The organism is Listeria cossartiae subsp. cossartiae (genome assembly GCF_014224155.1).
Classification (GTDB): domain Bacteria; phylum Bacillota; class Bacilli; order Lactobacillales; family Listeriaceae; genus Listeria; species Listeria cossartiae.
In genome coordinates this window covers 65077-90897 of the sequence record NZ_JAASUI010000003.1, presented here as the reverse complement: position 1 = coordinate 90897, position 25821 = coordinate 65077, and the positions used below count along the sequence as shown (strand labels likewise).

Here is a 25821-nt window from a genome sequence, read left to right as displayed (position 1 = left end):
TGAGGAGCAATCTTCAAGGTTTTTCTTTTGCGATTTTCGCTTTCGTGCTATGATAAGTTGGACATAGAAAGGGGACAGAACATATGCGAATTGGAATGCGAACGGTGAAAACCGCGATTGCAGCAACACTGGCGATTATTTTAGCGGAATGGTTACATTTGGAATATGCTGTTTCGGCAGGGATTATCGCCATTTTAAGTGTGCAAAATACGAAAAAAGGCTCTTTACAATTAGCTATTCAGCGGGTTTATTCGACCGTTTTGGCGCTCTCGATTGCCGCTGTATTTTTCATGCTCATCGGCTATAATGCAGTGAGTTTTGGACTTTATTTACTGATTTTTATTCCACTTGCTGTGAAACTACATGTTGCGGACGGGATTGTTGTTAGCTCCGTACTCGTATCACACATTTTATTAGAACAATCGCTATCCTTCTTTTGGTTTAAAAATGAACTGTTACTCATGGCGGTCGGCGCGGGTATTGCAATTATTTTAAATTTATACATGCCGAAAATGGAAGACGAAATAAAACGCAGTCAACAAAAAATCGAAGCGATTATGCGCCAAATTTTAACGGAAATGACGCAAGGACTTCGGAATCAATCGGAATATCACGATGAATTTGGCTTATTACACCAATTAAAGGGTACATTAGACTATGCACAAGAAAAAGCAGCGCGAAACTTAGATAATCAGTTTTTTGCTTCATCCCATTATTATTCGCAGTACGTAGACATGCGGCTTGTTCAGTACCGGATTTTGACACAAATGAAACGACATTTAATCGCGTTTGATCACTCTTCGGAACAAAGTCTGGCGTTAGCAGAAATCACCGAGAAAACAGCCCAGACGCTAGATGAGCATAATACGGCAGAAGATTTAGTGGTAGAAATTACAACGATGGTGCATGAATTTCGAAGCAGCAAACTCCCAGAAACACGGGCAGAATTTGAAAATAGAGCGATTTTATTCCAATTTATGAATGATTTGCGCTATTTATTAGAAATGAAGCGCGACTTTTATGCGGAGTTTGGTTTGAAGGAAAAAGAAATGACGAGGGGACGATGAACGATGATTGAAAAAATTGGCCAAGTAATGTTATACGTGGAAAATCAAGCCGCTGTGCGAGATTTTTGGGTAGAAAAGTTGGATTTTGTTGTCGTAGCGGAAGAGATTGTAAATGGCGAGATTCAGTGGATTGAAATCGCGCCAACAACAGGATTAGAAACTAGCTTTGTCCTACAAAATAAAAAGAAAGTCGCGGAAATGAATCCAGATATGAATCTTGGCACACCGTCGATTTTACTATTTGGAACGAATGTTGCGGAACTATATGAAACTTATAAAAAGAGAGGGATTACGGTTGGCGACTTAGTGGACTTACCGATAGGGCGGGTCTTCAATTTTGCGGATAACGAGGGGAATTACTTTGCGATTTGCGAAAAATAAAAAAATCCAGATGACAGTCCATGCGGCTGCCATCTGGATTTTTTTATATAGTAGGGACTAATTGTCTTTCGGATAATGCTGCCTGAGCTGCTGCTAGTCGCGCAATTGGAACACGATACGGAGAACAAGATACATACGTCAATCCTAACTGATGGAAGAAATGGATGGACTCTGGATCGCCGCCATGTTCGCCGCAAACGCCCATTTTTAAATGTTCCGAAGTCATCCGGCCGCGAGTCACCGCCATCTCAACGAGTGCACCAACCCCAGCTTTATCAATCGTAACAAATGGATCTTTTGGCAAAATATCTTTTTCGTAATAATCGGCTAAGAATTTAGTAGCGTCATCGCGCGAAAAACCATATGTTAGTTGCGTTAAATCATTCGTTCCAAAGCTGAAAAACTGCGCTTCTTCGGCGATTTCGTCCGCGGTCACACAAGCACGCGGGATTTCAATCATTGTACCAATATCATACGGGAGTACCACGCGTTCTTTATCAAAAATGGCATGAATCGCTTGTTTCAATTCAGATTTAATATAGCTGAGTTCGCTTTTCGTCGCGATTAGCGGAATCATAATTTCCGGGTGAACGTCGATTCCTTCATCATGAACGATAACGGCACTTTCCATAATTGCTTCTGCTTGCATTCGGTAAATTTCTGGGAAAGTGATAGAAAGCCGACAACCACGGTGACCAAGCATTGGATTGGACTCGGCAAGTGCTTGAATACGTTTCGTTAGTTGCGACACCGTTCGATTCATCGCACTCGCTAATTGCTCGATTTCACGGTTCGTTTTCGGTAAAAATTCATGTAGTGGCGGATCAAGCAGGCGAATATTCACCGCGCGTCCATTTGCTATGCGGAATAATTCGCTGAAATCCATTTTTTGCATTTCTTTTAAAGTGGCTAAAACGGACTCGCGCTCTTGTAACGATTCTGCTAAAATCATTTGTCGCATATAAGGAATCCGTTTTTCATCAAAAAACATATGCTCGGTGCGACACAGGCCAATACCTTCTGCGCCAAACGAAAGCGCCTTTTTAAAATCAGTCGGCGTATCAGCATTGACGCGAATCATCAGTCGTTTCTCCTCATCAGCCCATGCCATTAACTCGTCAAAATGCCCGCCAATCGAAGCTTCTGTAAGCGCGATTTCACCAAGATACACGTTACCAGAACTGCCATCAAGCGAAAGAAAATCACCTTCATGAAGCGTTTCACCAGTTGCGAGGATGATAGTTTTTTCTTTTTCATTAATAGTTAGTTCAGCACATCCAGCAATACAACATTTTCCCATACCCCGTGCTACAACAGCTGCGTGAGAAGTCATCCCACCATGAGCAGTTAAAATAGCGTTGCTGCGTGCCATGCCTTCAATATCTTCAGGAGAAGTCTCATTACGAACTAAAATAACTGACATCCCATGCTCGGCTGCTTGAACTGCTTCTTTTGCTTCAAAGAAAATTTGACCTGTTGCGGCACCGGGACTTGCAGGTAAACCGGTTGCGATGATTTGGCCGTTTTTAAGAGCGCTTTCATGAAAGGCTGGATGAAGTAATTGATGCAGTTGTTTAGTTTCTACACGCATAATGGCTTCTTCACGAGTAATTTTTCCTTCATGAACAAAATCGACCGCTGTTTGAATAGCCGCTTTGGCTGTGCGCTTGCCGCTTCTTGTTTGTAGGACATAGAGTTTACCTTTTTCAATCGTGAATTCAATATCTTGCATATCTAAATAATGGTTTTCGAGAAGTTCGCACGTATGAAGCAGTTCTTCATAAACGGCGGGCATTCTTTCTTCTAGCGCAGTTATCGGTTCAGGAGTGCGAATGCCAGCAACCACATCTTCGCCTTGTGCATTAAGCAAAAATTCACCAAAAACTTCTTTTTCACCAGTTGATGGATTGCGCGTGAACGTAATCCCGGTACCACTAGTTTCGCCTGTATTACCAAAAACCATCGCTTGAATATTCACCGCTGTGCCAAAACTAGCATCAATATCATGCAATCTCCGGTAAATAACTGCCCGCGGGTTCATCCACGAATCAAAAACAGCGATAATCGCCAGTCGCAGCTGTTCCAGTGGCACTTGCGGAAAATCTTTCCCAGTCGCTTGCCGGAAAATCAGTTTGTAAGTAGCTATCAGTTCGCTTAAATCATCCGCAGTTAGTTCTGTATCTAAGCGATAATCCTTTGTTTTTTTCATCTGAGTAAGCGCCTGTTCAAATTGGTAGCTCGGAATTTCAAAAACCACATCACCGAACATTTGAATAAAGCGGCGATAGGAATCAAATGCCGAACGAGCATCCCCAGTTAGAGCAGCTAGTCCGTTCGCAGCTTGATCATTTAAGCCAAGGTTTAATACCGTAACCATCATCCCCGGCATTGAAAAAGGTGCACCAGAGCGAACCGAAACGAGTAGGGGATTTTCCGCGAATCCAAAAATTTTTCCAGTTTGCTTTTCGAGTTGCGCCAAATGAATTTTCACTTCTTCAAAAATTGCTTCGGAAAGATGTTTATTATTAGCCGTATAATCATTACAAGCATCGGTTGAGATAATAAAACCAGGAGGGACGGGTAAGCCAATATTCGTCATTTCTGCCAAATTTGCCCCTTTTCCTCCTAAAAGATTTTTCATTTCTTTAGAACCTTCACTGAACTGATAGACAAATTTTCTCACATTATTCACCTCTTCTAATTAATGGTAACTCGTGATAATTTCCGTGATTAGTGCGGCGGTTTCCTCAATGGCTTTGTCTTCTACATGGATTACTTGAGAGCCGAGCTTTTTAAAGGTGTCGTAACCATATTCTAATTCTTCTAAAATACGTTTTTCGCTGGAATAGCTACTTGCTTCATCTAAACCAATTGATTTTAAACGGACTTTACGAATTTGCGCTAGTTTTTCTGGCGTTGTTGTTAAGCCGATAATTCGGTCGCTAGGAATTTGAAAAAGTTCGTCGGGTATTGGGATTTCAGGAACAAGCGGGACGTTAGCGACTTTCCAGTTTTGATTGGCAAGAAAGCTACTCAGTGGTGTTTTACTCGTTCTGGAAACTCCAACGAGGACGATATCCGCATCTAATAGGCCACGGGGATCCTTGCAATCATCATATTTAACGGCGAATTCAATCGCGGCGATGCGGTCAAAATAATTGCTATCAAGTCGGCGCATATTGCCGGGATCTTGTTTGGATTTTAAGCCAGTTTTTGCTTCTACAGCTGTAGTTAGCGTATGTAATAAATCTACGTTAGGAATGTGGTTTTTCGCGCAAAAGTCAGTTGCATATTCGGCTAAAGCAGATTGTACGAGCGTTTGAACAACAATTCCGTCTGCTGCTTTTGCTTCTTGCAACGTTTCGAGTAAAGCGCTTTCATCGCGAATAAATGCATGACGTCGAATATCGGCAGGCTTAGTAAGTGAAAACTGCGCAGTCACCGCGCGAATAATGTGTTGAGCAGTTTCACCGATAGCATCTGAAATAACGTATATAATAACCGGATTTTCCATATTTTCCTCCTATTAAACCTTTTTTATCGTATCAACAAAAAGTGCCGTGATACGTGTTTTTGAAATTTTTCCAACGACTTTTGTATTTTCGAGAACAGGAAGCGAATCGATTTGATGGAAAACGAGTTGTTCTGCAGCGTGCAAGACGTTATCATTTTTTGTAACAGTGATTAGGTTTGGCATGCGGGTCATAATGGTCGCAATCGGAGTGGCTTTCGTATCCGCATCAGCAAGCGCACCTTTTAACAAGTCTTTCCTTGAGACAAGTCCAACTAATTGGTCTTCATCGACAACGTATAAACTACCGATATCTTCCATGAATAGCATGACAATTGCATCATACACACTTGTTTCTTTTTTCGCGAAAAATGGTTGGGTCATAATATCTGCTACTTTTAACTGGCGAATTTCATCAAAATGAATCGGATTATTTTCTAAGCCAGAATAAAAGTAGCCAACTTTCGGACGAGCGTCTAAAATTCCCGTCATCGTCAAAATAGATAAGTCAGCTCGAATGGTAGCTCGTGTTAATTTTAAATGGGCGGCGATTGAGTCACCAGTGGCGGGCTCATTCGCGCGAACATAGGCAACAATCTGGTGTTGTCTAGGAGAAAGTTCGATGGGAATCACATCCTTTTATTATGTTATGCTAATCATTATATAGTATGACATAATTAAAAACAAGTCTTATTTATGTCATACTATATAAAAAAACCTCCTCACGTTCGAGAAGGTTTTAAAAGCGTTATTTAGACATAAAATAAAATACAGAAATACATAAAAGCTGTTCCCGCAATGACAAATACATGCCAAATTGCGTGCATATAAGGAACGCGTGGAATACTGTAAAAAATCGCGCCTACAGTAAACATGATACCACCAGTTGCGAGGAGCCAAAAGCCAGTTGGTGTTAGTCCGGCATAAAGCGGCTTAATCGCAAACATCACCATCCAGCCCATGAGTAAATAGACAATGGTCGACAACAATTTTAATTTACCAGTCATAAATATTTTATAAATAATCCCAGCAATCGCGAGCCCCCAGATAACACCAAACAGTGTCCAACCGAGTGTACCTTGAATCGTAATCAACACAAACGGCGTGTAACTACCAGCAATCAACACATAGATTGCCGCATGATCCATAATATTAAAAACAGTTCGGGCCTTGCAAGGTTTAAAGCTATGAAGCAAAGTCGAACAAATATAAAGCAACATCAGTGAAATACCATAAATTAAAAAACTCGTTAAATAAAGAGGATTATCTTTCCCGGCGGCGAATATTATAAGTAAGACGAGCGCGGGGATACTAAGGATAAATCCAATCCCGTGCGTAATCGCATTCGCAAGTTCTTCTTTCCAATTGTAAGAAGTAACATTCATTTTATCACCATACTTTTCTATAAATTTTGTGATGAGTATAGGTCTATCATACGCTAAAAAAATAAGAATAGAAAGATAAATACCATTTCTTTCTCTTTTCTTAAAACTAGTTTATAGGTTGTGTATACCGCCGGGAATGTTATAATAAGATAAAATAAGCAAAAATGGATGTGGCTATATGAGGAAAATAAAAATTATCACAGACTCAACTGCTGGACTAACATTAGAAGAAGCAGCAAAATGGAATATTGATGTTTTATACTTAACAGTAGAAATCGATGGGAAAATTTATAACCCGAAAACAGACATTACACCAGAAGAATTCATGGTGCGAATGGCAGAAACAAAAGAATTACCGAAATCTTCTCAACCCGCGATTGGTTCTTTTGTAGAAGCCTATGAAAAATATACAGCAGAAGGCTATGAAATCCTTTCTATCCACCTAACTGAAAAACTGAGTGGAACCGTTAATGCAGCTCGCCAAGCAGCTGACATGGTAGAGGGTAACATCACTGTAGTTGACTGCGATTATACAGCGCGCGGTCAAGCTTTCCAAGTATTAAAAGCAGCAGAAATGGCACAATCAGGTGATTTTTCCGTGGAAGAAATCCATGCCAAAATCAATGATATTCGTGACAAAACAAAATTATATATCGTTGTCGTAACACTCGATAATTTAATTAAAGGTGGTCGTGTTGGCCGAATGCAAGGTTTCCTAGGCAGCCTTTTAAATATCAAATTAATTGCTAAACTAACTGACGGACAACTGGAAGAAGAAACCAAAGTCCGCAGCAACAAAAAAGTACTACAATATTGTTTGAATTTAATTAAAGAGGAGCCGAAAAAAATCCAACAGCTAGACGTCGTTCATGCAAATGGACTGAATCTAGCAGATGATTTTATCGCCGAATCAAAAGAAATTACCGGTTTAACAGAAATTCCACTATTTTTTGCAGACCCAGTCATCTCCACACATGCGGGAACAGGCGCGTTTGCATTTATGTACTATACTGACTAAGTGAGTGATTGCATATGACAAAGAAAAAATGGCTGTGGCTGACTGGAAGCGTACTCGTTATCGCGCTTCTAGTTGGCGCAGTTTTTGGTATCAAGTATTATAAAGCATCCAAAGAAATCCCAATTAACCTAGTGGCGATGGGGGACTCTTTAACAGAAGGCGTCGGTGATGAAAACAAAGCAGGCGGCTATGTTGGGATTATTCCAGAAAAACTAGAAGAAGAGCCTAATGTTCCCAGCGTAAAAACGAGTAATTACGGCGTATCTGGAAATAAAATCGGTCAATTAGAAAAACGTTTAAAAACAAACGAAAAGTTTCAAGAAGACGTCAAAAAAGCGAATGTTATCACGATTACCATTGGTGGAAATGATGTGATGGCTATTTTGCAATCGCGTCTTTTAAAGGTCGACGTGGATGATTTTACAGAAGCCAATAAAGAATTCCAACAAGAGTTAGAAACACTTCTTAAAGATATTCGCTCCTACAACGATGATGCAGCAATTTTCTTAATGGGCATTTATAATCCATATACGACTTACTTCGGGCACATTAAACAATTTGATGAGGTAATTACAGATTGGAACGATGCGTCTAAAAAGACTATCGCCAAAGACAGTAATGCCTATTTTGTACCAATTGCCACTGTGATAGAAGATCGTAATGAAGCAAGTAAAGATAAGCCTAATCCGCTCCTGTCAGATGATTATTTCCATCCTAATCATAAAGGGTATGAAAAAATGACGGCGGAATTAGACAAAGCCATTGTAAAACAATTAAACGATGGCAATATTCCCAAATAGAAAGGTGTTAAAATCGTGCAGAGAGAAACACGATCGGCTCCCAAAAAACCAAAACGCAATTATTGGAAATGGATTTGTATTACTTTAATCACGTTGTTACTTCTTTCCGCTGGTTGGATTTATGTAGCAGTGTTCAAACTCAGTCCACAAGAAGAACCAACGCCAACCCTTATTAGCAATAAATCAACAGTTGAATTTCAAACGAGCACAACCAAAGCAGATTTAAACCAATTGATTAGTTCCTATATAGAAGATTTTAGTAAAGATCAGGAAATCGGCTATAAAGTATTCGTAGCAGATAACGTTAACTTCACAGCAGAAGCAAAAATTTTCGGCGAACCAGTGGAGCTTCATCTGAAATTCTCACCGAAAGTAGTCGATAATGGTAATGTAGAATTAACGCTTAAAGACATGTCTGCAGGCGCTTTACCGCTACCTGTATCCTACGTAATGAACTATGTAAATAAAAACTTTAAATTCCCAGATTGGGTGACAATCATCCCTAAAAAAGAAAAAATCTATCTATCATTAGATAAATTAAAACTCCAAGGTGATACAAAAGTACGCGCCGATACGCTAAATTTGAAGAAAGACGATATTTCGTTTACACTTTTAGTACCAGTTAAGTAATTTGGCTGGCTGAATCCTAGTTAGGGGGCATTTTTATGACAAAAGAATCATTTGAAATAGCAACATTTGCTGGAGGATGCTTTTGGTGTATGGTCAAACCTTTTGATACGCAACCGGGAATTGAAAAAGTTGTTTCGGGTTATACAGGCGGTCATACGGTTAATCCAACCTATAAAGAAGTTTGCAGCGGGACAACAGGACATACAGAAGCAATCCAAATCACATTTGATCCGGTAGTTTTTCCATATGAAAAACTAGTCGAAGTATATTGGCAACAAACAGATCCGACTGATGCGGCAGGCCAATTTGTTGACCGCGGCGATTCGTATCGACCAGTTATTTTTTACCACAATGAAGAACAAAAGGAAATCGCTGAAAAATCAAAAGCGGCTCTGGATGCAAGTGGCAGATTCAAAAAGCCGATTGTGACAGAAATTGCCAAAGCAGAAACATTTTATCCAGCAGAAGAATATCACCAAGATTTCTACAAAAAAGAAAAAGCACACTATGAAGGTTATCAAGTTGCTTCCGGTCGTGCTGCATTCATAGATGCCAACTGGAAAGGGTGAAGTCAAATGGATGAAAGTAAAAAGAACGAGCGCCTTCAACAACTTACAGATATACAATATAATGTGACCCAAAAAGCGGGTACTGAACGCCCATTTCAAAATGAATTTTATGATAATGAGGCGAAAGGTATTTATGTAGATATCGTTTCAGGAAAGCCTCTTTTTTCATCCAATGACCAGTATGATGCTGGCTGTGGTTGGCCGAGTTTTACTAAGCCAATTGACGAAGCAGAAGTTATCGAACATCGAGATTTAACCCACGGCATGATTCGGACCGAAGTGAAGTCCGCCTATGCCGATTCCCATTTAGGGCATGTTTTTCCAGATGGACCACAAGATAAAGGTGGACTTCGCTACTGCATCAATTCTGCGGCGCTTAGATTCATTCCTGTGGATAAACTGGAAGAAGAAGGCTACCAAGCATATAAGAAAATCTTTGAATAAACAAATGATGCCAGAAAATGAAATGCGCAGAATAATATCGCGAAATCATTCTCTGGCATTGTTATGAAAAGGAGCGATATACATGTTAAAAGTAGCAGTTGTAGGTCTTGGCGGCATCGCACAAAAAGCCTATTTGCCAGTTTTTGCAGAAATGGAAAACATCGAGGTGCATCTTTATACGAGGGATGCGCAGAAGTTGAAACATTTAAGTGAGAAATATCGTTTTGATCATTATCATCAAAGCATTCATTCGATGATTGAATCTGGCGTGAATGCCGCATTTGTTCATTCCTCTACGGCAAGCCATCCAGAAGTTATTCGGACTTTCTTATCGCATCATATTCCGGTATATGTCGATAAACCGATTGCCGATAATTTAGCAGAAGTAGAAGAATTAACGCGCCTAGCAAAAGAGCAAAATACGCTATTAATGACTGGTTTTAACCGCCGTTACGCGCCAAAATACCAAGAATTAAAAGCATTAACAGATACCAATATGATTATTATGCAAAAAAATCGCGCATCGCAACCAGGTGAGCCGCGCACATTTATTTATGACGATTTTATTCATGTCATTGATACTGTACGATTTTTACTAGATGCCGAAATCGAACAATTAAACGTCTTTCCGGTGTGGCAAGAGGAGCTGCTAGCAAGTGTAACCGTGCAAATTACAGCGGGAGGTAAAGTGGCGACTGCCATCATGAATCGCGATAGCGGCGTAAATGAAGAACGCTTAGCAGTAATGACACCTAACGCCAAATACGAAGTTGAAAATGTCACAGAAACGCATATTTATGAAGGCACGACAGAACGTTTTGAGCGTTTTGGCGACTGGGAGACAACCTTGTATAAAAGAGGTTTTGTATCGATTATTCAAGCCTTTTTAACAGCTGTGCGAAATGGTGAAAAAGCGCCAATTTCTAAGGAAGATGCACTGGAAACGCACCGACTTGCAGAAGAAATTCTACGTAAACTAGAAAATTAACTTTATTTTTTTCAGGAAATCAACTATAGTTAAAGCATAAAAAGAGCGGAGTGTGTTGTACGTTGGGAAGATCATTTTATCATTTTTTAATGACATATCGGGACCCGAAACTAACAGATCAGAAAACGGAATTTGCCAACAATGCATACCGAGATCATAGTTTTCCAAAGCAAACGAGAAATTACCATATTCTTTGTGATTATCTGGAGTTTAATGCGCCATATTTGCCGGGAATGTCTATTTTCGATGAACTTTGGGATGCTTATTTGCTAGATGAAGAGAAAAACAAACACTAGGAGGAAAAAAGATGAGCGTACATATCGAAGCAAAACAAGGGGAAATTGCAGAAACTATTTTATTACCAGGAGATCCGCTAAGAGCGAAGTACATTGCGGAAACATTTTTGGAAGATGTCGTTTTATTCAACCAAGTGCGAGGAATGCTAGGATTTACCGGTACATATAAAGGCGAAAAAGTTTCTGTCATGGGAACTGGGATGGGAATTCCATCTATTTCGATTTATGTCAATGAATTAATTCAAAGCTATGATGTGAAAAACTTGATTCGCGTTGGTACAATGGGTGGCATTCAAGCAGACGTGAAAGTTCGTGATGTTGTTATTGCGCAAGCGGCTTCGACAGATTCACAAATCAACCGCAATACTTTTGCAGGAGTAGATTTTGCGCCTGTAGCCGATTTCTCTCTTCTAAAAAAAGCATATGATGCAGGTATCGAAAAAGGCTTATCCCTTAAAGTCGGTAATGTTTTCTCTGCGGATCGTTTTTATAATGACCAACTAGATAAACAACAATTAGCTGATTACGGCGTACTTGGTATCGAAATGGAAGCAGCCGCACTTTATACACTGGCACAAAAATATGGTCGTCGTGCATTAGCCATTTTAACAGTAAGTGACCACATTTTTACTGGGGAAGAAACATCGGCGGAAGAGCGCCAAACTACTTTTAATGATATGATTGTTGTAGCATTAGAAGCAGCCATTAAATAATATTCAATTACTAACTTAGAAGCAGACTTAATGTATACAGGAAGGTTGATAAACACAATGAGTTCTTTATTAACAATCGCTTTAGCTATCAGCATTAGTTGTGTGCACACGGTGGAAGATCAATTTTTCGGGGGCACAAATGCTAACGTAGAACAAAAAGCGACTAGCAACCAAACACTTGCGGAACTAGAAAAAGACCCACTTTATCCGTATCTTGATAAGCAAAATAAATTAACGGAAAAAAATGGGATTAAGTATATCGAAAACGAGGAAAATATGCTGGTTCTTGCCAACAAAGATTTCTCCTTGCAGCCAACATATACCCCCCCAGACTTAGTTCGTCCGAATGTAACGTACTCATTTGGTGAGCAACAAGTCGAAAAAGCACAACTGCGAAAAGATGCAGCCAAAGGGTTGGAAGAGATGTTTGCAGCTGCGAATAAAGATGGAAAGAAACTATTTGCCGTTTCTGGCTATCGTTCGTACAAGCGCCAACAAGAAGTATTCCAAGCCGAAGTAAATGCTAAAGGTGACCAAAAAGCTAGAGAAGCAGTGGCATACCCAGGCACAAGTGAGCACCAAACTGGTTTAGCGATGGATATCTCGTCAGAAAGCCAATCATATGAACTGACAGAAGCTTTCGGAAATACCCCTGAAGGCAAATGGTTACAGGAAAATGCCCACAATTACGGTTTTATCCTACGTTATATGAAAGGCCGCGAAGACATTACGAAATATCAATACGAATCGTGGCATTATCGTTATGTTGGCAAAGATGCCGCAACGATTATTTACAAAAATAACTGGACTTTAGAAGAATTTTTTGAGCAAGTTGAGGCACTTCAAAAGAAAGTAGATGCCGCTAAATAGCAAGCTTTTGAGCCATAAACAATCATTTGTTTATGGCTTTTTTTATTGTTTGTAGAAATTAAATGGTTGCATAATATACCTATAGGGGGTATACTGTTAATTGTAGAAACAAAGGAGGAGAAAAGATGAAACATGATCAACCAATTGTTCCACGCAAAGAAGACGAAACGAAATTACTTCAAAATCGTTTGCGACGTATCGAAGGCCAAATCCGCGGTATTGCTCAAATGGTAGAGGATGATAGATATTGTACGGATATTTTAGTGCAAATTTCAGCAGCGAATAAAGCACTGAAAAATGTTGGTTTACAAGTACTTGAACATCATACGGCACACTGTGTTGTCGATGCGGCAAAAAATGGGGAAGAAGACGTCATGGAGGACTTACTTAAAGCAATACGTCAATTTTCGAAAACCTGAGGGGGGTATATACGATGAGTGATAAATATGTAAGACAAGATTTAAATGTTTTTGGAATGACCTGTGCGGCTTGTTCTACGAGAATCGAGAAATCGTTAAATAAAGCAGAAGGCGTAGAAAAAGCCAACGTTAACTTAGTAACGGAAAATGCGGCTGTTTATTACGATCCAGAAGTGACATCGACAGAAGATTTAATTAAAGTCGTCAAACATGCCGGATATGATACAGCGGAAAAAATGTCCAAAGAAGAAAAAGATGCCGTCTTAGAAAAGAATTTCAAAAAAGAAGTGCGACGTTTTATTCTTTCGGCCGTACTTTCACTACCTTTACTGCTTACGATGGTGACGCATATTCCGTACATCCATGAAATGGCATTTGCGGAAACGATTGGCAACTGGATTAACCCGACAATCCAATTAGTACTCGCAACTATTGTGCAATTTTATATTGGTTGGCGGTTTTATGATGGGGCTTATAAGGCACTTCGAGGCAAAAGCGCGAATATGGACGTATTAGTCGCGCTCGGCACATCGGCTGCTTATTTCTACAGTGTGGTGGAATATATTCGCCATATGATTGATCCAAACGTGATGCCACATTACTATTTTGAAACAAGTGCTGTTTTGATTACGTTGATTTTATTAGGTAAATTACTAGAATCGTACGCAACTTCCAGAACAACCGAATCTATCGCGGGTCTGCTTGAACTACAAGCGAAAGAAGCAACCGTTATTCGGGAAGGAAAAGAATGGTTAGTACCAGTAGATTCCTTGAAAATTGGCGATATTATCTTAGTCCGCCCGGGTGAGAAAGTACCGATGGACGCCGAAATTATTTCCGGGGAAACTAGCATTGATGAAGCGATGATTACTGGTGAACCTGTGCCAGTGGAGAAAAAGCCGGGTGATTCTGTGATTGGGGCTACGATTAACTTTGACGGGGCTTTCCAAGCAAAAATCACAAAACGGATGGAAGAAACAGTTTTAGAATCCATCATTCGTTTAGTCGAAGAAGCGCAAGGCATTAAAGCGCCAATTCAACGTTTAGCCGATAAAATCTCGGGGATCTTTGTTCCAATCGTACTTGGAATTGCTGCCGTGACATTTATTATTTGGTATCTTGTGACTGGAACAGTGGATGGCTCACTCGAAGCCGCAATTGCTGTATTAGTTATCGCTTGTCCCTGTGCGCTCGGGCTCGCAACGCCAACTGCAATCATGGCCGGAACTGGCAAAGGCGCCGAAAGTGGGATATTATTTAAAGGTGGCGAACATTTAGAACGAACATCAAAAGTTGACACCATCATTTTTGATAAAACAGGAACTTTAACAGAAGGTAAACTAGAAGTAAGTGATAAAGAAGCAGCACATGACCAATTTTTCCCTTATTTATTCTTAATGGAACAACAGTCAGAGCATCCGATTGCGAAAGCGATTATTAAGATGTTATCGTCTGAGAATATCGATGTTTCCACAATAAAACAAGGGAAAATTCGCGCAAAAGCTGGGCATGGGATGACAGGTACACTGGATGAAAGTAAGGTGGAACTTGGCGCTTATCGCTATATTTCTTCCCTTACAACGATTCCAAAAGAAGCAGATGAGTTAATTGGAAGCTGGATGCACGCTGGGAAAACTGTGGTAGCGATGGCAATTGATGGCGTCTATGCCGGCGCACTTGCTTTGTCTGACACGCCACGACCAGAAGCAAAAGAAGCTATTCAAAAACTGCAAGCACAAGGTATCAAAACAGCAATTTGTTCTGGTGATCAATCGGTTGTCGTAGAAAATATGGCGAAAGATTTAGGAACCGATATGTTTTTTGCCGAACAATTGCCAAATGATAAAAGTGCTCTAGTAGAAAAATTACAACAAGAAGGCCATATCGTTGCTTTCGTTGGTGATGGTATTAATGATGCCCCGGCCCTTGCAGCAAGCGATATTGGGATTAGTATCGGAACAGGAACAGACATCGCAATTGAAACAGGTGACGTAACACTCGTAAGCCACCGTTTGACATTGATTCCGGAAACAATCGAACTTTCCAAAGCAACCATGCGCAATATCCGCCAAAACTTTTTCTGGGCACTTGCCTATAACTGTGCGGGTATTCCGATTGCAGCACTGGGTCTACTGGCACCATGGGTAGCAGGTCTTGCAATGGCATTTAGTTCCGTTTCAGTTGTAACAAACGCACTACGCTTAAAAAGATATAAATTTAAATCCTAGGAGGAGAAAAATATGGAAAAATTAATTTTAAATGTAGAAGGTATGACTTGTGGGCACTGTGAGGCTCGTGTAACAAAAGCTTTATCCGAAGTAAGTGGCGTGAAAAAGGCGGTAGTTTCGTTGGATGAAGGAACGGCTACAGTTGAATTCGAAAAAGGGCAAGTAACAGAAGATGCGCTTATTGATGCCGTAGAAGAAGCAGGATATGAAGTCGCTTAATTGAAAAGCAAAAGGAGGATTCTTAGCGGAATTCTCCTTTTTTATATGTCATGAAAAAAAGATACCAAAATGACCCGAAAACTGGTAAAATAAATGAGTTAAATAAAATGTGCTAGTAGTAGCCACATTTTACATAGAAAGTGGTGAAGAAAGATGGAACAATCCCCACAAAACGAACCAGACAAAGTGGAGAAAAAGGAAGAACAAAAATCAAAACCTGGCAATGGTTATATAAAAATGAAGTTATTCCCATTTATCATGCTATTATTCGCTTTTGTCTTTGTTACGGCATTAGTGACAACCATCGTGATGTCTTTAGGGGATGACAAGCAAGTAAAAGTGAGTATTCCAGAACGAAAAGAATTTACCAAGCTATATGACGTATATGACGAAATTACGAGTAAATATTATAAAGATACAAAATCCAGTAACATGATCGACGGAGCCATTACTGGTATGGTGAATTCGCTCGATGACCCTTATTCCACTTTTATGTCGAAAAAAGAATCATCGGCATTTAACGATACGATTTCTGCTAGTTTTGAAGGAATTGGCGCAGAAATTCAAGAAAAAGATGGCGCCATCGTAGTCGTTTCTCCTATCAAAAATTCTCCGGCCGAAAAAGCTGGATTGCGTCCGCAAGATATTATTACACAAGTAGATGGAAAGTCTGTTAAAGGCGATACAGCCACAGAAGCAACCCAAAAAATTCGTGGTGAAAAAGGAACAAAAGTAACGCTTACGATTCAACGTTCCAATGAAGATAAACCATTCGATGTTACGATTACCCGTGATGAAATTCCAATCGAAACAGTTTATAAAGAAATGGGTAGCGACAAAATTGCCCACGTCACCATCAGCACATTTTCGGAAACGACCTATGACGAGCTAGAAAAAGCACTCAAAGCCCTTGAAAAAGATGGCATGAAAGGACTTGTGATTGACTTACGAGGAAATCCTGGTGGGTTACTCGACCAAGCTGTCTCAATTTCTAGCCTGTTTGTTCCTGATGGCAAAGTTGTCGTACAAGAACAAGGGAAAGATGGTGAAAAATCAGCCATTAAAGCCGATAGTAGCTCACATGGCGATTATAAAGTAAAAGTACCAACTACCATGCTTATTGATGGTGGGAGCGCAAGTGCTTCAGAAATTCTTGCAGCAGCAGCGAAAGAATCTGGCGGCATCAAACTTGTCGGAGCAAAATCATTCGGTAAAGGGACTGTCCAAACAGCGACCACTTTATCCGATGAGTCGACACTAAAACTAACAGTCGCAAAATGGTTAACGCCAAATAGCGAATGGATTCATGAAAAAGGTATTACGCCAGATGTGGTTGTGAACATGCCAAATTATGCAACCATGACTATTCCTTCCTCCACAAAAGTCTATCAAAATGGCGATTTCGGTGATGATGTAAGAACCATCGAAACCATGCTCAAAGCACTAGACTATAACGTTGGAAAAGTAGACGGCTTATACGATATAGATACAAAATATGCTGTTGAGAGATTCCAAGCAGCAAACAAACTAGATGTGACGGGAATTATGACAGGTGTTACAACCGATAAATTAGTCGAATTAACGCAAAAACATCTAAAAGAAACAGATCCACAACTACAAAAAGCAAAAGCCTTGGTGAAGTAAACGTACAACTTTTTTGAAAAACTGGAGGTAGCCAAAAAATGGAAACATACTTAGAAATTGAAACGTTGATTAAGCGAATTTTTAATAGTTTTCGTCATGAAGTCGAAGCAGTACTCGACAAAAGATTAAGTGGTAGCGAATACCGGGTCTTGAGTTTGATTTCTAGCGGACTTACGAAAACATCAGAATTAGCTAAAACACTTGATGTTTCTGCCAGTCACATTACAGCCATTACTGATACTTTAGTCGAAGAACAATTTATTACACGTCATCGTTCTGAAGTAGACCGCCGAATTATTGAACTAAGATTGACCACAAGTGCCGAGGAATTTGTCAAAGAAATTGATAAAAAGAAAAAAGAAATGATCGTCAAACGCTTTGCTGTTTTTTCCGAGTATGAACAAGCGGAATTCCGCAAACTACTCAAAAAACTAGCAGATGGCTCCATCAAATAAATAGTAAAAATCCCGCAGTTTAATCGACTGCGGGATTTTTTTATGAACATTTTACTTTACAACAAAAAGAATCTTCGTTATACTTTGGTTGAAAGTTGCTCTAAGGAAACATTTTTAGTTAAGTGTAAAATTTAGTCTTGAAGGAAAAGGGTGGTTTACATGGATATCCAAGGTTTAACAATCGCATACAAGCAAAAAGTGGCAATTGATAATGTCACACTTCAAATAGCATCAGGAAAATTAACAGGCATCGTCGGTCCAAATGGGGCTGGCAAATCAACTTTATTAAAAGGAATGATGGGGCTAATTCCGCGCGAACAAGGGCAAGTGACTTTAGCCGATAAGCCACTTTCCTATTGGAGAAAGAAAATCGCTTATGTTCCGCAGCGGAGTGAAGTGGATTTGACTTTCCCAATTACCGTTTTCGATATGGTATTACTGGGCACATATCCAGCACTCGGATTAATTAAACGCCCTGGAAAGAAAGAGAAACAACTCGCATTAGACGCACTAGAACAAGTAGAAATGACAGGCTTTATGAAAAGACAAATCGGCGAACTATCTGGTGGTCAGTTGCAACGAGTATTTATCGCACGCGCACTTGCCCAACACGCCGAAATTTTCTTTTTAGATGAACCATTTGCTGGTATTGATATGACGAGTGAAGCGCTGATTATGCGGCTATTAAAAAAACTAAGAGACAATGGGAAAACGATTGTCGTTGTGCACCATGATTTCCATAAAGTGGCGGCTTACTTCGACGATATCATTTTACTCAATAAAAAATTAGTAGCGCACGGTCCAGTGGAACAAACATTTACAGAAGAAAAAATTCAATTTGCTTACGGTGACGCGCCGGTAGCATTTGCGGCAGGGGTGTAGGGTATGTTGTTTTTAGAAGGCTTAATGCAATATAGTTTTTTACAAAAGGCACTTATTACTTCCGTGACAGTTGGAATTGTGTCAGGTGTGATTGGTAGTTTTATCATTTTACGCGGAATGTCACTGATGGGGGATGCGATTTCTCATGCGGTGTTACCGGGTGTAGCGATTTCTTACATGATGGGGATGAACTTCTTTATTGGTGCTGCAACGTTTGGTATTGCAGCAGCTCTTGGTATCGGTTTTGTTAATCAAAAAAGCCGAATTAAAAATGATACAGCAATTGGGATTGTTTTTAGTGCATTTTTCGCACTCGGGATTATTTTAATATCCTTTGCGAAAAGTAGTACGGATTTGTATCATATTCTATTTGGGAATGTGCTCGCAGTGCGGAGTTCGGATATGTGGATGACCATTATTATTGCCATTATCGTGATTTCATTAGTCGCATTATTTTACAAAGAGTTTCTCGTTAGTTCGTTTGATCCAGTGATGGCAGAAGCATATGGACTTAATGTGAAATTCCTGCATTACTTCTTGATGCTACTTTTAACGCTTGTAACAGTTTCGGCTCTGCAAACGGTTGGTATTATTTTAGTGGTAGCGATGTTAATTACGCCAGCTGCGACGGCTTATCTGCTTACGAATAAATTATCCAAAATGATTGTTCTTGCTTCTACTTTTGGGGCAGTGAGTGCGATTATCGGACTTTACTTTAGTTATATTTTCAACTTAGCATCCGGTGCGGCAATGGTATTAGTTGCAACAATTATTTTCTTCATCGCCTTTTTATTCGCACCAAAACAAGGTTTATTATTTTCAAAAAAGAGGGAGGTTATCGAATGAAAAAAATGCTCGTTGTGGCACTTTTCGCATTAGTAGTTGTACTTGCGGGGTGTTCCAGTCAAAATAGTGCTTCGAAAAAAACAGATGGTAAGTTAAATGTGGTGGCAACATATTCGATTTTAGCAGATATTGTTAAAAATGTTGGTGGGGATAAAATTACGCTTCATAGTATTGTGCCAGTTGGCGTGGATCCGCACGAATACGATCCACTTCCAGCCAATATTCAAAGCGCAGCAGATGCAGATTTAATTTTTTACAATGGCTTGAATTTGGAAACGGGGAACGGTTGGTTTGATCGTATGCTTGAAACTGCGGACAAATCAAGAGATGACAAGGATCAAGTGGTGGAGTTAAGTAAAGGCGTAAAACCAAAATACTTAACAGAAAAAGGAAAAACCTCAGAAACAGACCCACATGCTTGGCTTGATCTTCATAATGGAATTATCTATACGGAAAATGTACGCGATGCACTTGTAAAAGCAGACCCAGACAATGCGGCATTTTACAAAGATAATGCGGCAAAATACATCGCTAAATTGGATGCATTAGATAAAGAAGCTAAACAAAAATACGCTGATTTACCAGAAAATCAAAAAACATTAGTAACGAGCGAAGGCGCATTTAAATATTTTGCAGCTCGCTATGGTTTGAAAGCAGCCTATATTTGGGAAATCAACACAGAAAGCCAAGGGACACCAGATCAAATGAAACAAATTGTCGGCATTGTGGAAAAAGAAAAAGTGCCTAATCTATTTGTGGAGACTAGCGTAGATCCACGTAGTATGGAAAGTGTTTCTAAAGAAACCGGTGTACCAATTTTCGCGAAAATTTTCACGGACTCGACGGCGAAAAAAGGCGAAGTGGGCGACACGTATTTAGAAATGATGCGCTACAATTTAGATAAAATTCATGATGGTTTAGCTAACTAAAAAAAGGCGCAGAGATTAATGCAAAATCTCTGTGTTTTTTTGCATTGAAAAAAGTGTATGTACCGTTTTCCGAATTGGAAGGGATAGAACAAATGCGGGTATATACATCCTATTATTCTTAAGCGTGTAGTTGTTTATTAGTCGGAATATTTAAATTACATAATATATATAAGAATTATGATATGATTTATTTAGATTCCCGTGGGATTTCTTGCCACTTTTAGTAAAATACTCTAGTGAATACAACCTAGACTTTAGTTCTACCATTCCAATTTTTCAGAAGGATAATTTATTTTGTCCTTACGAAAATGGATGCTAAACATAAAATAACAACAGGGAGTAGAGATAAGATGGAAGACGAAAAATACAAAGCTTTGACAACAAAGAATACATTAGGATCAGCTGGATTTATCCTTGCTTTAGCTGGATTCACCTTTGCATTAATTGAATTTTTCACAGGATGGCTTCCCTTATTAGGATGGGCAGTCTTAATTTTAGGTGCTGTTTTTTCGATAATCGGAACTTTTAAGAATCCAAAAAATAGAGCCATCTCGGGAACGGTTGTTTCTGCAGTAGCTGTAATCTTATTAATTTTTAACGGAGCTAGTAATAATTTTTCTTTTAAGCCTCCAATTGATATCAAAGCTATACTGGCATCTTATCCATCTATAAATAATATAGAAACTAAAGTCCAACGTGAGAGAAGATATTTAAAGCAAACAAGAATATTAAAAAACGGTGTAATCGAGAATGAACAAACGAAAATCCGAATCACGAGTCATGAAATAATTCCAATTGGAGAAAAAGGCAACGAATCTGGGGATAAACCTATAATAGCTTTTTGGTTTGAAGTAACAAATAAATCAGATGAAATTACTTCAGCATTGAAAAGTTGGATGGGGCAGATTGTTGTTTACCAAGATACAAGGTCTGATCTAATAAATACACTTAACACCACTATTTTGGACGATGATCAGTTTATAGATTCAGCCTCAAGAGTATTAGAAGATATAAAAAAAGGTGATACTGTAAAATGCGCAATAGCGTATGGATTAGACGATGATGAAATACCAGTGGATTTGGTGGATAGAGACATTGTTAATGGTGAATTCTATGGGAAAATAAGATATCAAATAAATAAAGATTAGCCTATAGACTTTCTTCTATAATAAACCATTCAAACACGAGTAAAGTATACTAGATAAAATTCATGAAATAAAAAAACGCAGAGATTAACTTGAAATCTCTGCGTTTTTTGCGTTTAAGGAAAGTTTTTGCTCCGTTTTCCGAACTCGAAGCGATAAAATAAATGCGGCGACAAATAGGCCGGTACTTAAACCAATCCAGTAACCGAATGGTCCTAAATTCGTAAAGGATAACCCGTAACCTACTGGTAGACCAATCAACCAATAAGAAATAAAGGCGACAATGGTAGTGATTGTCACATCTTTGTAACCCCGAAGTGCCCCAAGTACTGGCGACAAGACAGCATCCGCGAATTGGAACAGAATCGCATAAACTAAGAAATGCATAATTAAATCAATAAGCGCGGGATCATTTGTGTAAAATCCGGCAATTGTATCGCGGAAGAAAAAGAGGATAGCTCCGTTCGCACAACCAATCAAAATTGCAGCGGTCATGCCGATATGGCGATATTGTTTGGCGTCTTTTAAACGTTTCGCGCCTGTTTCATAACCACCAAGAATGGTTAGCGTGGAAGCGACACTGAGCGGGAAGGCATAGAGCAACGTACAAACACTATTTGCCGACTGATGCGCCGCAATCGTTTCCGTCCCAAAAGCGCCCATTAAAATCGTCACCGCCGAGAAAATACTCGTTTCAAATAAAATCGTTAAACCATTTGGCACGCCAATACCGATAATCTCTTTTACCTTCGAAAACCGAAGCGCTGTAAGACTTTTAAAAATACCGAATTTGCGCAATCTTGTTTGTGTTTGAATCAAAATCACACTCACTAAAACAACGAGCCAATACGTAATCCCTGTCGCGTAACCACTACCAGCACCGCCCATTTCCGGAAAACCGAAGTTCCCAAAAATAAAACAGTAATTTAAAAAGATATTAAATGGCACGGTACAAAGCGTAATGAACATCGTTACTCGAGTTAGACCAAGTGAATCGATGAAAGAACGTAAAATCGCGGAAATAAAGAAAGCGGGAATCCCAATACAAATGCCGTTCAAGAAATGACGGGCGATATCCGCGACTTCTGCCGTAACTGGCATGTGTGTCAAAATCGTTGGAACGACCAAAAAATTAATAAGAATTAAAATAAATGCTAAAAATAAAGCAATATATAGGCCGTTATGCACCGTGTTTTTGACTTGTTTTTCTTTCTTCGCCCCGATTAATTGAGCGATAATTGGTGTGATAGCCATTAATAACCCAGAAAAAGCGGCATTCACCGGAGCCCAAAATGAACTACCAATCGCTACACCAGCTAGCGCCTGATTCGAATAATTTCCGCTCATCGTTGTATCGAAAAATGTCATCGAGAAAAGTGTGAGTTGCGTAATGACAATCGGTGTGAATATCGTTAGAAATTGTTTCCATTTTGCCCCATATGTGACTGTTTGTTGCAAGTAATCATCTCCTTTTTACATCCTTAAAGATTATAGCATAAATCCGGCGAACTGGCGGCGTAACAAAAAACTTTTCCTTTCGTATATGTGCTATCTTTGTTATAATGAAGTTCTGTGGCAGGGGCAATACTCTGCGGGTTGGGAGAGGGACAATTTCATAATGAGGAAAAAGTATGCAGAAATTTTTCAACAAAGTATTTCGGCTGAACGAGCATAAAACCAATATCCGGACCGAATTTTTGGCTGGTATGATTGGCTTTTTTACGGTGGCATATATTATTGTCGTCAATAGCTCGATTTTAGCGGAGGCTGGAGTTCCTTATCAAGGGGCAGTCCTTGCGACGATTTTCATTTCGGCGTTTGGTTGTTTGATTATGGGATTTTGGGCAAATGCACCGCTTATTCTAATGCCTGGGATGGGGATTAATGCGCTCTTTGCGTATACCCTTGTTCAAGGAATGGGACTAAGCTGGCAGGTTGCACTCGCTGCTGTCACGATGAGTGGCTTACTATTTATGATTCTTGCGTTTACACCACTTGCAGGAAAACTAAATGAAGCTATTCCGCTGATTTTAAAACAAGCAATTACGGTTGGGTTAGGTTTGTTCTTAATCTTCCTAGGGCTTGAGAAGGGCGGAATCGTCACGCGCGGGAAACATGCTATCATTGCCGTTGGAGATTTAGGCGATCCATTCGTTTTAGCAACACTTGTGACACTACTATTAACGATGATTTTAGTTATTCGAAAAATTCCAGGCGCTTTCTTATGGAGTTTAATAATCGGAACAGTCGTTGGTGTGATGTTTGGTGTTGCCGGGAAAGCTGGAGGTGCTTCGATAAGCGTTGCGCCGTGGAGCGATGTGCTCTTTAAAGCTGATTTTTCCGGAATGGCGAGTGTTGGTTTTTGGAGCGCCGTCTTTACGATGACGATGGTGATTGTGTTTGAAACGGTTGGACTTACAAATGGACAAGTAAGACAACTCAAACAAACCGAAAAATTACCACGGATTTTAAAAGCTAGCTCCCTGACTGCCTTTTTATCTGGCTTATTTGGTACAAGCCCAACAATCTCTGCACTTGAAAGTGGCTCGATGTTTGCGAGTGGAGCAAAAACTGGTCTAGCAACAATTACGACAGGTCTGTTCTTTATCGCATCCCTTTTCTTAATGCCGGTATTATCTTTTATTCCGAACAGTGCGATTGCGCCGATTTTAATTATTATCGGTATGTCGATGCTGCAAGAATTTAAAGAAATGGATTTATCGAATGCAGCAGAAACTTTTTCAGCACTACTGATTATTGTGTTAATCCCGCTGACGTACAGTATTGCAGACGGAATTGCGGCTGGCTTTATCGCGTATCCCATTCTTCGTGCTTTCACGAAGAACGAGGAACGTACTTCGCCAGTCATGTATGTAATTGCAGCTTTATTTTTGCTTCAATTTATCATACAATAATAAAGAAGTAATGCGCTCTTCTTGTTTTTACGGGGGAGCGCGTACTTTTTATCTAACTGATGTGAAAAGAGGGTTCGGAAAATGTATTATTATCTAATCACCCTAGCTGTAGTTGCGCTAGATCAATTGACTAAATGGATTGTTGTTCAAAATATGGAAATTGGACAGAAAATAGAAGTTATTCCTGGTTTCTTATACTGGACAAGCTACCGTAATGACGGAGCGGCTTGGAGTATTTTAGAAGGGCATATGTGGTTTTTCTATCTTATTACTGTTGTTGTTATTGGAATTATAATTTATATTATGCAAAAATATGCCAAAGGAAAACGACTATTTTCCATTAGTTTAGCGTTTATTCTAGGTGGTGCGATTGGTAATTTTATCGACCGGGTCTTGCATCAAGAAGTAGTAGATTTTGTACAAACAGTTTGGGGAAATTATTACTTCCCAATCTTTAATGTGGCAGATGCCTCGCTTTCAGTTGGTGTCGTACTAATGCTCGTGTATGTTTTTGTAGACGACCGCAAAACGAAAGGAATTAAATAATGCAGAATGAAACATTGATTATAGAAGAAAGCCACGCGCGCGAACGTGTGGACAAAGTAATTGCTGAAATGATGGGGAAAAGTCGTTCAGCGATTCAGCTCATGCTAAAAAATGGCGACATCACGGTAAACGGTGAACTTGCTAAACCAAATTACAAAGTACAAGTAGGCGACGAAATTCATTATGAAGCTCGTGAACCAGAAGAGCTTGAAGTACTAGCGGAAGATATTCCACTAGATATTTACTTTGAAGATAAAGATATGCTCGTTGTTAATAAACCCGAGGGAATGGTCGTTCATCCATCCGCGGGACATGCAAGTGGCACACTCGTGAATGCGTTACTATTTCACTGTGATGACTTATCCGGCATTAACGGCAAAATCCGTCCGGGAATTGTCCACCGAATTGATAAAGATACATCGGGCTTATTAATGGTTGCCAAAAACGACCACGCTCATGAATCACTAGCCAAACAATTAAAAGACAAAACTTCGGATAGAGAATATATCGCACTTGTCCACGGCGACATTGTCCACCAAAAAGGAACAATTGAAGCGCCAATCGGCCGTGCCAAAGAAGACCGTCAAAAAATGGCTGTCGTGCGCGATGGCAAAGAAGCAAGAACACATTTTGAAGTGCTGGAACGTTTACCTGGTTTCACTTTAATTAACTGTAAACTAGACACTGGTCGTACGCACCAAATCCGTGTCCACTTGAAATATATCGGCCATCCGTTAGCGGGTGATCCAAAATACGGACCGAAAAATACGATTAAAGGCAATGGCCAATTTCTCCATGCCGCAAAATTAGGATTTGACCATCCGACAACGAATGAACGAATGACGTTTGAAGCGCCACTACCTAGTTCATTTGAAAAAGCATTAAAATCATTACGACAAGAAGATTAAAAAAGAAGCAAGA

Annotated in this window: 28 protein-coding genes; 23 read left to right on the top strand and 5 right to left on the bottom strand. The window is 39.7% G+C overall.

Annotation, left to right across the window (positions count from 1 at the left end; all coding sequences use genetic code 11):
• Nucleotides 1-83: 83 nt before the first annotated feature.
• Both HCJ30_RS10090 and HCJ30_RS10085 read left to right on the top strand, forming a co-directional pair.
• Nucleotides 84-1067 (top strand): aromatic acid exporter family protein, encoded by a 984-nt coding sequence (locus HCJ30_RS10090; protein ID WP_185392044.1) that lies wholly within the window; start codon nt 84-86, stop codon nt 1065-1067.
• A gap of 3 nt (nt 1068-1070) precedes the next feature.
• A complete protein-coding gene (locus tag HCJ30_RS10085) occupies nt 1071-1448 on the top strand; it encodes a VOC family protein (protein ID WP_185392043.1) in 378 nt (125 codons plus the stop codon).
• 43 nt (nt 1449-1491) lie between these two features.
• Here the strand turns inward: HCJ30_RS10085 and ppdK are convergent, their stop codons facing one another.
• The 4 genes from ppdK to trhA form a co-directional block, all read right to left on the bottom strand.
• On the bottom strand, nt 1492-4131 hold the full coding sequence (gene ppdK / locus HCJ30_RS10080; RefSeq protein WP_185392042.1) for a pyruvate, phosphate dikinase: 2640 nt from the start codon (nt 4129-4131) through the stop codon (nt 1492-1494).
• An 18-nt stretch (nt 4132-4149) separates the two neighbouring features.
• Nucleotides 4150-4962 (bottom strand): pyruvate, water dikinase regulatory protein, encoded by an 813-nt coding sequence (locus HCJ30_RS10075; protein ID WP_185392041.1) that lies wholly within the window; start codon nt 4960-4962, stop codon nt 4150-4152.
• Nucleotides 4963-4974: 12 nt separating this feature from the next.
• Nucleotides 4975-5592 carry a transcriptional regulator CcpN gene (gene ccpN, locus HCJ30_RS10070; protein ID WP_185392040.1) on the bottom strand — a complete coding sequence of 206 codons (618 nt, stop codon included), beginning with the start codon at nt 5590-5592 and terminating at the stop codon, nt 4975-4977.
• 119 nt (nt 5593-5711) lie between these two features.
• Complete coding sequence (gene trhA / locus HCJ30_RS10065; protein WP_185392039.1) at nt 5712-6344, bottom strand: PAQR family membrane homeostasis protein TrhA; 633 nt, start codon at nt 6342-6344, stop codon at nt 5712-5714.
• 178 nt (nt 6345-6522) lie between these two features.
• On the opposite strand from trhA, the gene fakB reads away from it, so the two are divergent.
• From fakB to HCJ30_RS09975, 18 genes are all read left to right on the top strand, one after another.
• Nucleotides 6523-7362 (top strand): fatty acid kinase binding subunit FakB, encoded by an 840-nt coding sequence (gene fakB / locus HCJ30_RS10060; protein WP_185392038.1) that lies wholly within the window; start codon nt 6523-6525, stop codon nt 7360-7362.
• A gap of 14 nt (nt 7363-7376) precedes the next feature.
• Nucleotides 7377-8162, top strand: coding sequence for an SGNH/GDSL hydrolase family protein (locus HCJ30_RS10055; protein ID WP_185392037.1), 786 nt, complete (start codon nt 7377-7379; stop codon nt 8160-8162).
• 15 nt (nt 8163-8177) lie between these two features.
• Nucleotides 8178-8792: a YpmS family protein gene (locus HCJ30_RS10050; RefSeq protein WP_185392036.1), complete on the top strand. Its 615-nt coding sequence runs from the start codon at nt 8178-8180 to the stop codon at nt 8790-8792.
• 35 nt (nt 8793-8827) lie between these two features.
• Nucleotides 8828-9361, top strand: a complete 534-nt coding sequence (gene msrA, locus HCJ30_RS10045) for a peptide-methionine (S)-S-oxide reductase MsrA (RefSeq protein ID WP_185392035.1) — start codon at nt 8828-8830, stop codon at nt 9359-9361.
• A 6-nt stretch (nt 9362-9367) separates the two neighbouring features.
• On the top strand, nt 9368-9805 hold the full coding sequence (gene msrB, locus HCJ30_RS10040) for a peptide-methionine (R)-S-oxide reductase MsrB (RefSeq protein ID WP_185392034.1): 438 nt from the start codon (nt 9368-9370) through the stop codon (nt 9803-9805).
• 82 nt (nt 9806-9887) lie between these two features.
• A complete protein-coding gene (locus HCJ30_RS10035) occupies nt 9888-10793 on the top strand; it encodes a Gfo/Idh/MocA family protein (protein WP_185392033.1) in 906 nt (301 codons plus the stop codon).
• A gap of 62 nt (nt 10794-10855) precedes the next feature.
• The gene (locus HCJ30_RS10030; RefSeq protein WP_003720177.1) at nt 10856-11089 is read left to right on the top strand and encodes a YozE family protein; all 234 of its coding nucleotides are present in this window, start codon (nt 10856-10858) and stop codon (nt 11087-11089) included.
• Nucleotides 11090-11100: 11 nt separating this feature from the next.
• Nucleotides 11101-11802 (top strand): purine-nucleoside phosphorylase, encoded by a 702-nt coding sequence (gene deoD, locus HCJ30_RS10025; RefSeq protein WP_003723411.1) that lies wholly within the window; start codon nt 11101-11103, stop codon nt 11800-11802.
• Between the two features lie 57 nt (nt 11803-11859).
• Nucleotides 11860-12672, top strand: a complete 813-nt coding sequence (locus HCJ30_RS10020) for a M15 family metallopeptidase (protein WP_185392032.1) — start codon at nt 11860-11862, stop codon at nt 12670-12672.
• Between the two features lie 125 nt (nt 12673-12797).
• Nucleotides 12798-13091, top strand: coding sequence for a copper-sensing transcriptional repressor CsoR (gene csoR / locus HCJ30_RS10015; protein WP_185392031.1), 294 nt, complete (start codon nt 12798-12800; stop codon nt 13089-13091).
• Nucleotides 13092-13105: 14 nt separating this feature from the next.
• The gene (locus HCJ30_RS10010) at nt 13106-15319 is read left to right on the top strand and encodes a heavy metal translocating P-type ATPase (RefSeq protein WP_185392030.1); all 2214 of its coding nucleotides are present in this window, start codon (nt 13106-13108) and stop codon (nt 15317-15319) included.
• A gap of 12 nt (nt 15320-15331) precedes the next feature.
• Nucleotides 15332-15538, top strand: a complete 207-nt coding sequence (locus tag HCJ30_RS10005; protein WP_185392029.1) for a heavy-metal-associated domain-containing protein — start codon at nt 15332-15334, stop codon at nt 15536-15538.
• Between the two features lie 153 nt (nt 15539-15691).
• A complete protein-coding gene (locus HCJ30_RS10000; protein ID WP_185392028.1) occupies nt 15692-17182 on the top strand; it encodes a lmo1851 family serine protease in 1491 nt (496 codons plus the stop codon).
• 38 nt (nt 17183-17220) lie between these two features.
• The gene (locus HCJ30_RS09995) at nt 17221-17637 is read left to right on the top strand and encodes a MarR family winged helix-turn-helix transcriptional regulator (RefSeq protein WP_185392027.1); all 417 of its coding nucleotides are present in this window, start codon (nt 17221-17223) and stop codon (nt 17635-17637) included.
• Nucleotides 17638-17796: 159 nt separating this feature from the next.
• Nucleotides 17797-18519 (top strand): metal ABC transporter ATP-binding protein, encoded by a 723-nt coding sequence (locus HCJ30_RS09990; protein WP_185392026.1) that lies wholly within the window; start codon nt 17797-17799, stop codon nt 18517-18519.
• A 3-nt stretch (nt 18520-18522) separates the two neighbouring features.
• Nucleotides 18523-19365 carry a metal ABC transporter permease gene (locus HCJ30_RS09985; RefSeq protein WP_003728286.1) on the top strand — a complete coding sequence of 281 codons (843 nt, stop codon included), beginning with the start codon at nt 18523-18525 and terminating at the stop codon, nt 19363-19365.
• Nucleotides 19362-20294 carry a metal ABC transporter substrate-binding protein gene (locus HCJ30_RS09980; protein WP_185392025.1) on the top strand — a complete coding sequence of 311 codons (933 nt, stop codon included), beginning with the start codon at nt 19362-19364 and terminating at the stop codon, nt 20292-20294. The genes HCJ30_RS09985 and HCJ30_RS09980 overlap by 4 nt, the downstream gene beginning before the upstream one ends.
• Nucleotides 20295-20644: 350 nt before the next feature.
• A complete protein-coding gene (locus tag HCJ30_RS09975) occupies nt 20645-21442 on the top strand; it encodes a DUF5067 domain-containing protein (RefSeq protein WP_185392024.1) in 798 nt (265 codons plus the stop codon).
• An 84-nt stretch (nt 21443-21526) separates the two neighbouring features.
• Here HCJ30_RS09975 and HCJ30_RS09970 read toward each other — a convergent pair whose 3' ends face one another.
• Nucleotides 21527-22897 (bottom strand): MATE family efflux transporter, encoded by a 1371-nt coding sequence (locus tag HCJ30_RS09970; protein ID WP_185392023.1) that lies wholly within the window; start codon nt 22895-22897, stop codon nt 21527-21529.
• 173 nt (nt 22898-23070) lie between these two features.
• Between HCJ30_RS09970 and HCJ30_RS09965 the strand changes: the two genes are divergently transcribed.
• From HCJ30_RS09965 to HCJ30_RS09955, 3 genes are all read left to right on the top strand, one after another.
• Complete coding sequence (locus HCJ30_RS09965) at nt 23071-24354, top strand: NCS2 family permease (RefSeq protein ID WP_070293993.1); 1284 nt, start codon at nt 23071-23073, stop codon at nt 24352-24354.
• Nucleotides 24355-24435: 81 nt separating this feature from the next.
• Nucleotides 24436-24900: a signal peptidase II gene (gene lspA, locus HCJ30_RS09960; protein WP_008948184.1), complete on the top strand. Its 465-nt coding sequence runs from the start codon at nt 24436-24438 to the stop codon at nt 24898-24900.
• Nucleotides 24900-25808 (top strand): RluA family pseudouridine synthase, encoded by a 909-nt coding sequence (locus HCJ30_RS09955; RefSeq protein ID WP_185392022.1) that lies wholly within the window; start codon nt 24900-24902, stop codon nt 25806-25808. Before lspA ends, HCJ30_RS09955 begins: the two co-directional genes overlap by 1 nt.
• Nucleotides 25809-25821 lie beyond the last annotated feature (13 nt).

Excerpts from the sequence above, each read along its gene's own strand:
- HCJ30_RS10075 (WP_185392041.1), bottom strand. The coding sequence starts at position 4,962 with ATGGAAAATCCGGTTATTATATACGTTATTTCAGATGCTATCGGTGAA.
- HCJ30_RS09955 (WP_185392022.1), top strand. The coding sequence starts at position 24,900 with ATGCAGAATGAAACATTGATTATAGAAGAAAGCCACGCGCGCGAACGT.
- HCJ30_RS10000 (WP_185392028.1), top strand. The coding sequence starts at position 15,692 with ATGGAACAATCCCCACAAAACGAACCAGACAAAGTGGAGAAAAAGGAA.
- HCJ30_RS09985 (WP_003728286.1), top strand. The coding sequence starts at position 18,523 with ATGTTGTTTTTAGAAGGCTTAATGCAATATAGTTTTTTACAAAAGGCA.
- HCJ30_RS10055 (WP_185392037.1), top strand. The coding sequence starts at position 7,377 with ATGACAAAGAAAAAATGGCTGTGGCTGACTGGAAGCGTACTCGTTATC.
- HCJ30_RS09990 (WP_185392026.1), top strand. The coding sequence starts at position 17,797 with ATGGATATCCAAGGTTTAACAATCGCATACAAGCAAAAAGTGGCAATT.
- HCJ30_RS09965 (WP_070293993.1), top strand. The coding sequence starts at position 23,071 with ATGCAGAAATTTTTCAACAAAGTATTTCGGCTGAACGAGCATAAAACC.
- msrB (WP_185392034.1), top strand. The coding sequence starts at position 9,368 with ATGGATGAAAGTAAAAAGAACGAGCGCCTTCAACAACTTACAGATATA.
- HCJ30_RS10020 (WP_185392032.1), top strand. The coding sequence starts at position 11,860 with ATGAGTTCTTTATTAACAATCGCTTTAGCTATCAGCATTAGTTGTGTG.
- HCJ30_RS10005 (WP_185392029.1), top strand. The coding sequence starts at position 15,332 with ATGGAAAAATTAATTTTAAATGTAGAAGGTATGACTTGTGGGCACTGT.
- HCJ30_RS10090 (WP_185392044.1), top strand. The coding sequence starts at position 84 with ATGCGAATTGGAATGCGAACGGTGAAAACCGCGATTGCAGCAACACTG.
- msrA (WP_185392035.1), top strand. The coding sequence starts at position 8,828 with ATGACAAAAGAATCATTTGAAATAGCAACATTTGCTGGAGGATGCTTT.
- fakB (WP_185392038.1), top strand. The coding sequence starts at position 6,523 with ATGAGGAAAATAAAAATTATCACAGACTCAACTGCTGGACTAACATTA.
- HCJ30_RS09980 (WP_185392025.1), top strand. The coding sequence starts at position 19,362 with ATGAAAAAAATGCTCGTTGTGGCACTTTTCGCATTAGTAGTTGTACTT.
- lspA (WP_008948184.1), top strand. The coding sequence starts at position 24,436 with ATGTATTATTATCTAATCACCCTAGCTGTAGTTGCGCTAGATCAATTG.
- csoR (WP_185392031.1), top strand. The coding sequence starts at position 12,798 with ATGAAACATGATCAACCAATTGTTCCACGCAAAGAAGACGAAACGAAA.
- deoD (WP_003723411.1), top strand. The coding sequence starts at position 11,101 with ATGAGCGTACATATCGAAGCAAAACAAGGGGAAATTGCAGAAACTATT.
- trhA (WP_185392039.1), bottom strand. The coding sequence starts at position 6,344 with ATGAATGTTACTTCTTACAATTGGAAAGAAGAACTTGCGAATGCGATT.
- HCJ30_RS10010 (WP_185392030.1), top strand. The coding sequence starts at position 13,106 with ATGAGTGATAAATATGTAAGACAAGATTTAAATGTTTTTGGAATGACC.
- HCJ30_RS09975 (WP_185392024.1), top strand. The coding sequence starts at position 20,645 with ATGGAAGACGAAAAATACAAAGCTTTGACAACAAAGAATACATTAGGA.
- HCJ30_RS10035 (WP_185392033.1), top strand. The coding sequence starts at position 9,888 with ATGTTAAAAGTAGCAGTTGTAGGTCTTGGCGGCATCGCACAAAAAGCC.
- HCJ30_RS10085 (WP_185392043.1), top strand. The coding sequence starts at position 1,071 with ATGATTGAAAAAATTGGCCAAGTAATGTTATACGTGGAAAATCAAGCC.
- HCJ30_RS09995 (WP_185392027.1), top strand. The coding sequence starts at position 17,221 with ATGGAAACATACTTAGAAATTGAAACGTTGATTAAGCGAATTTTTAAT.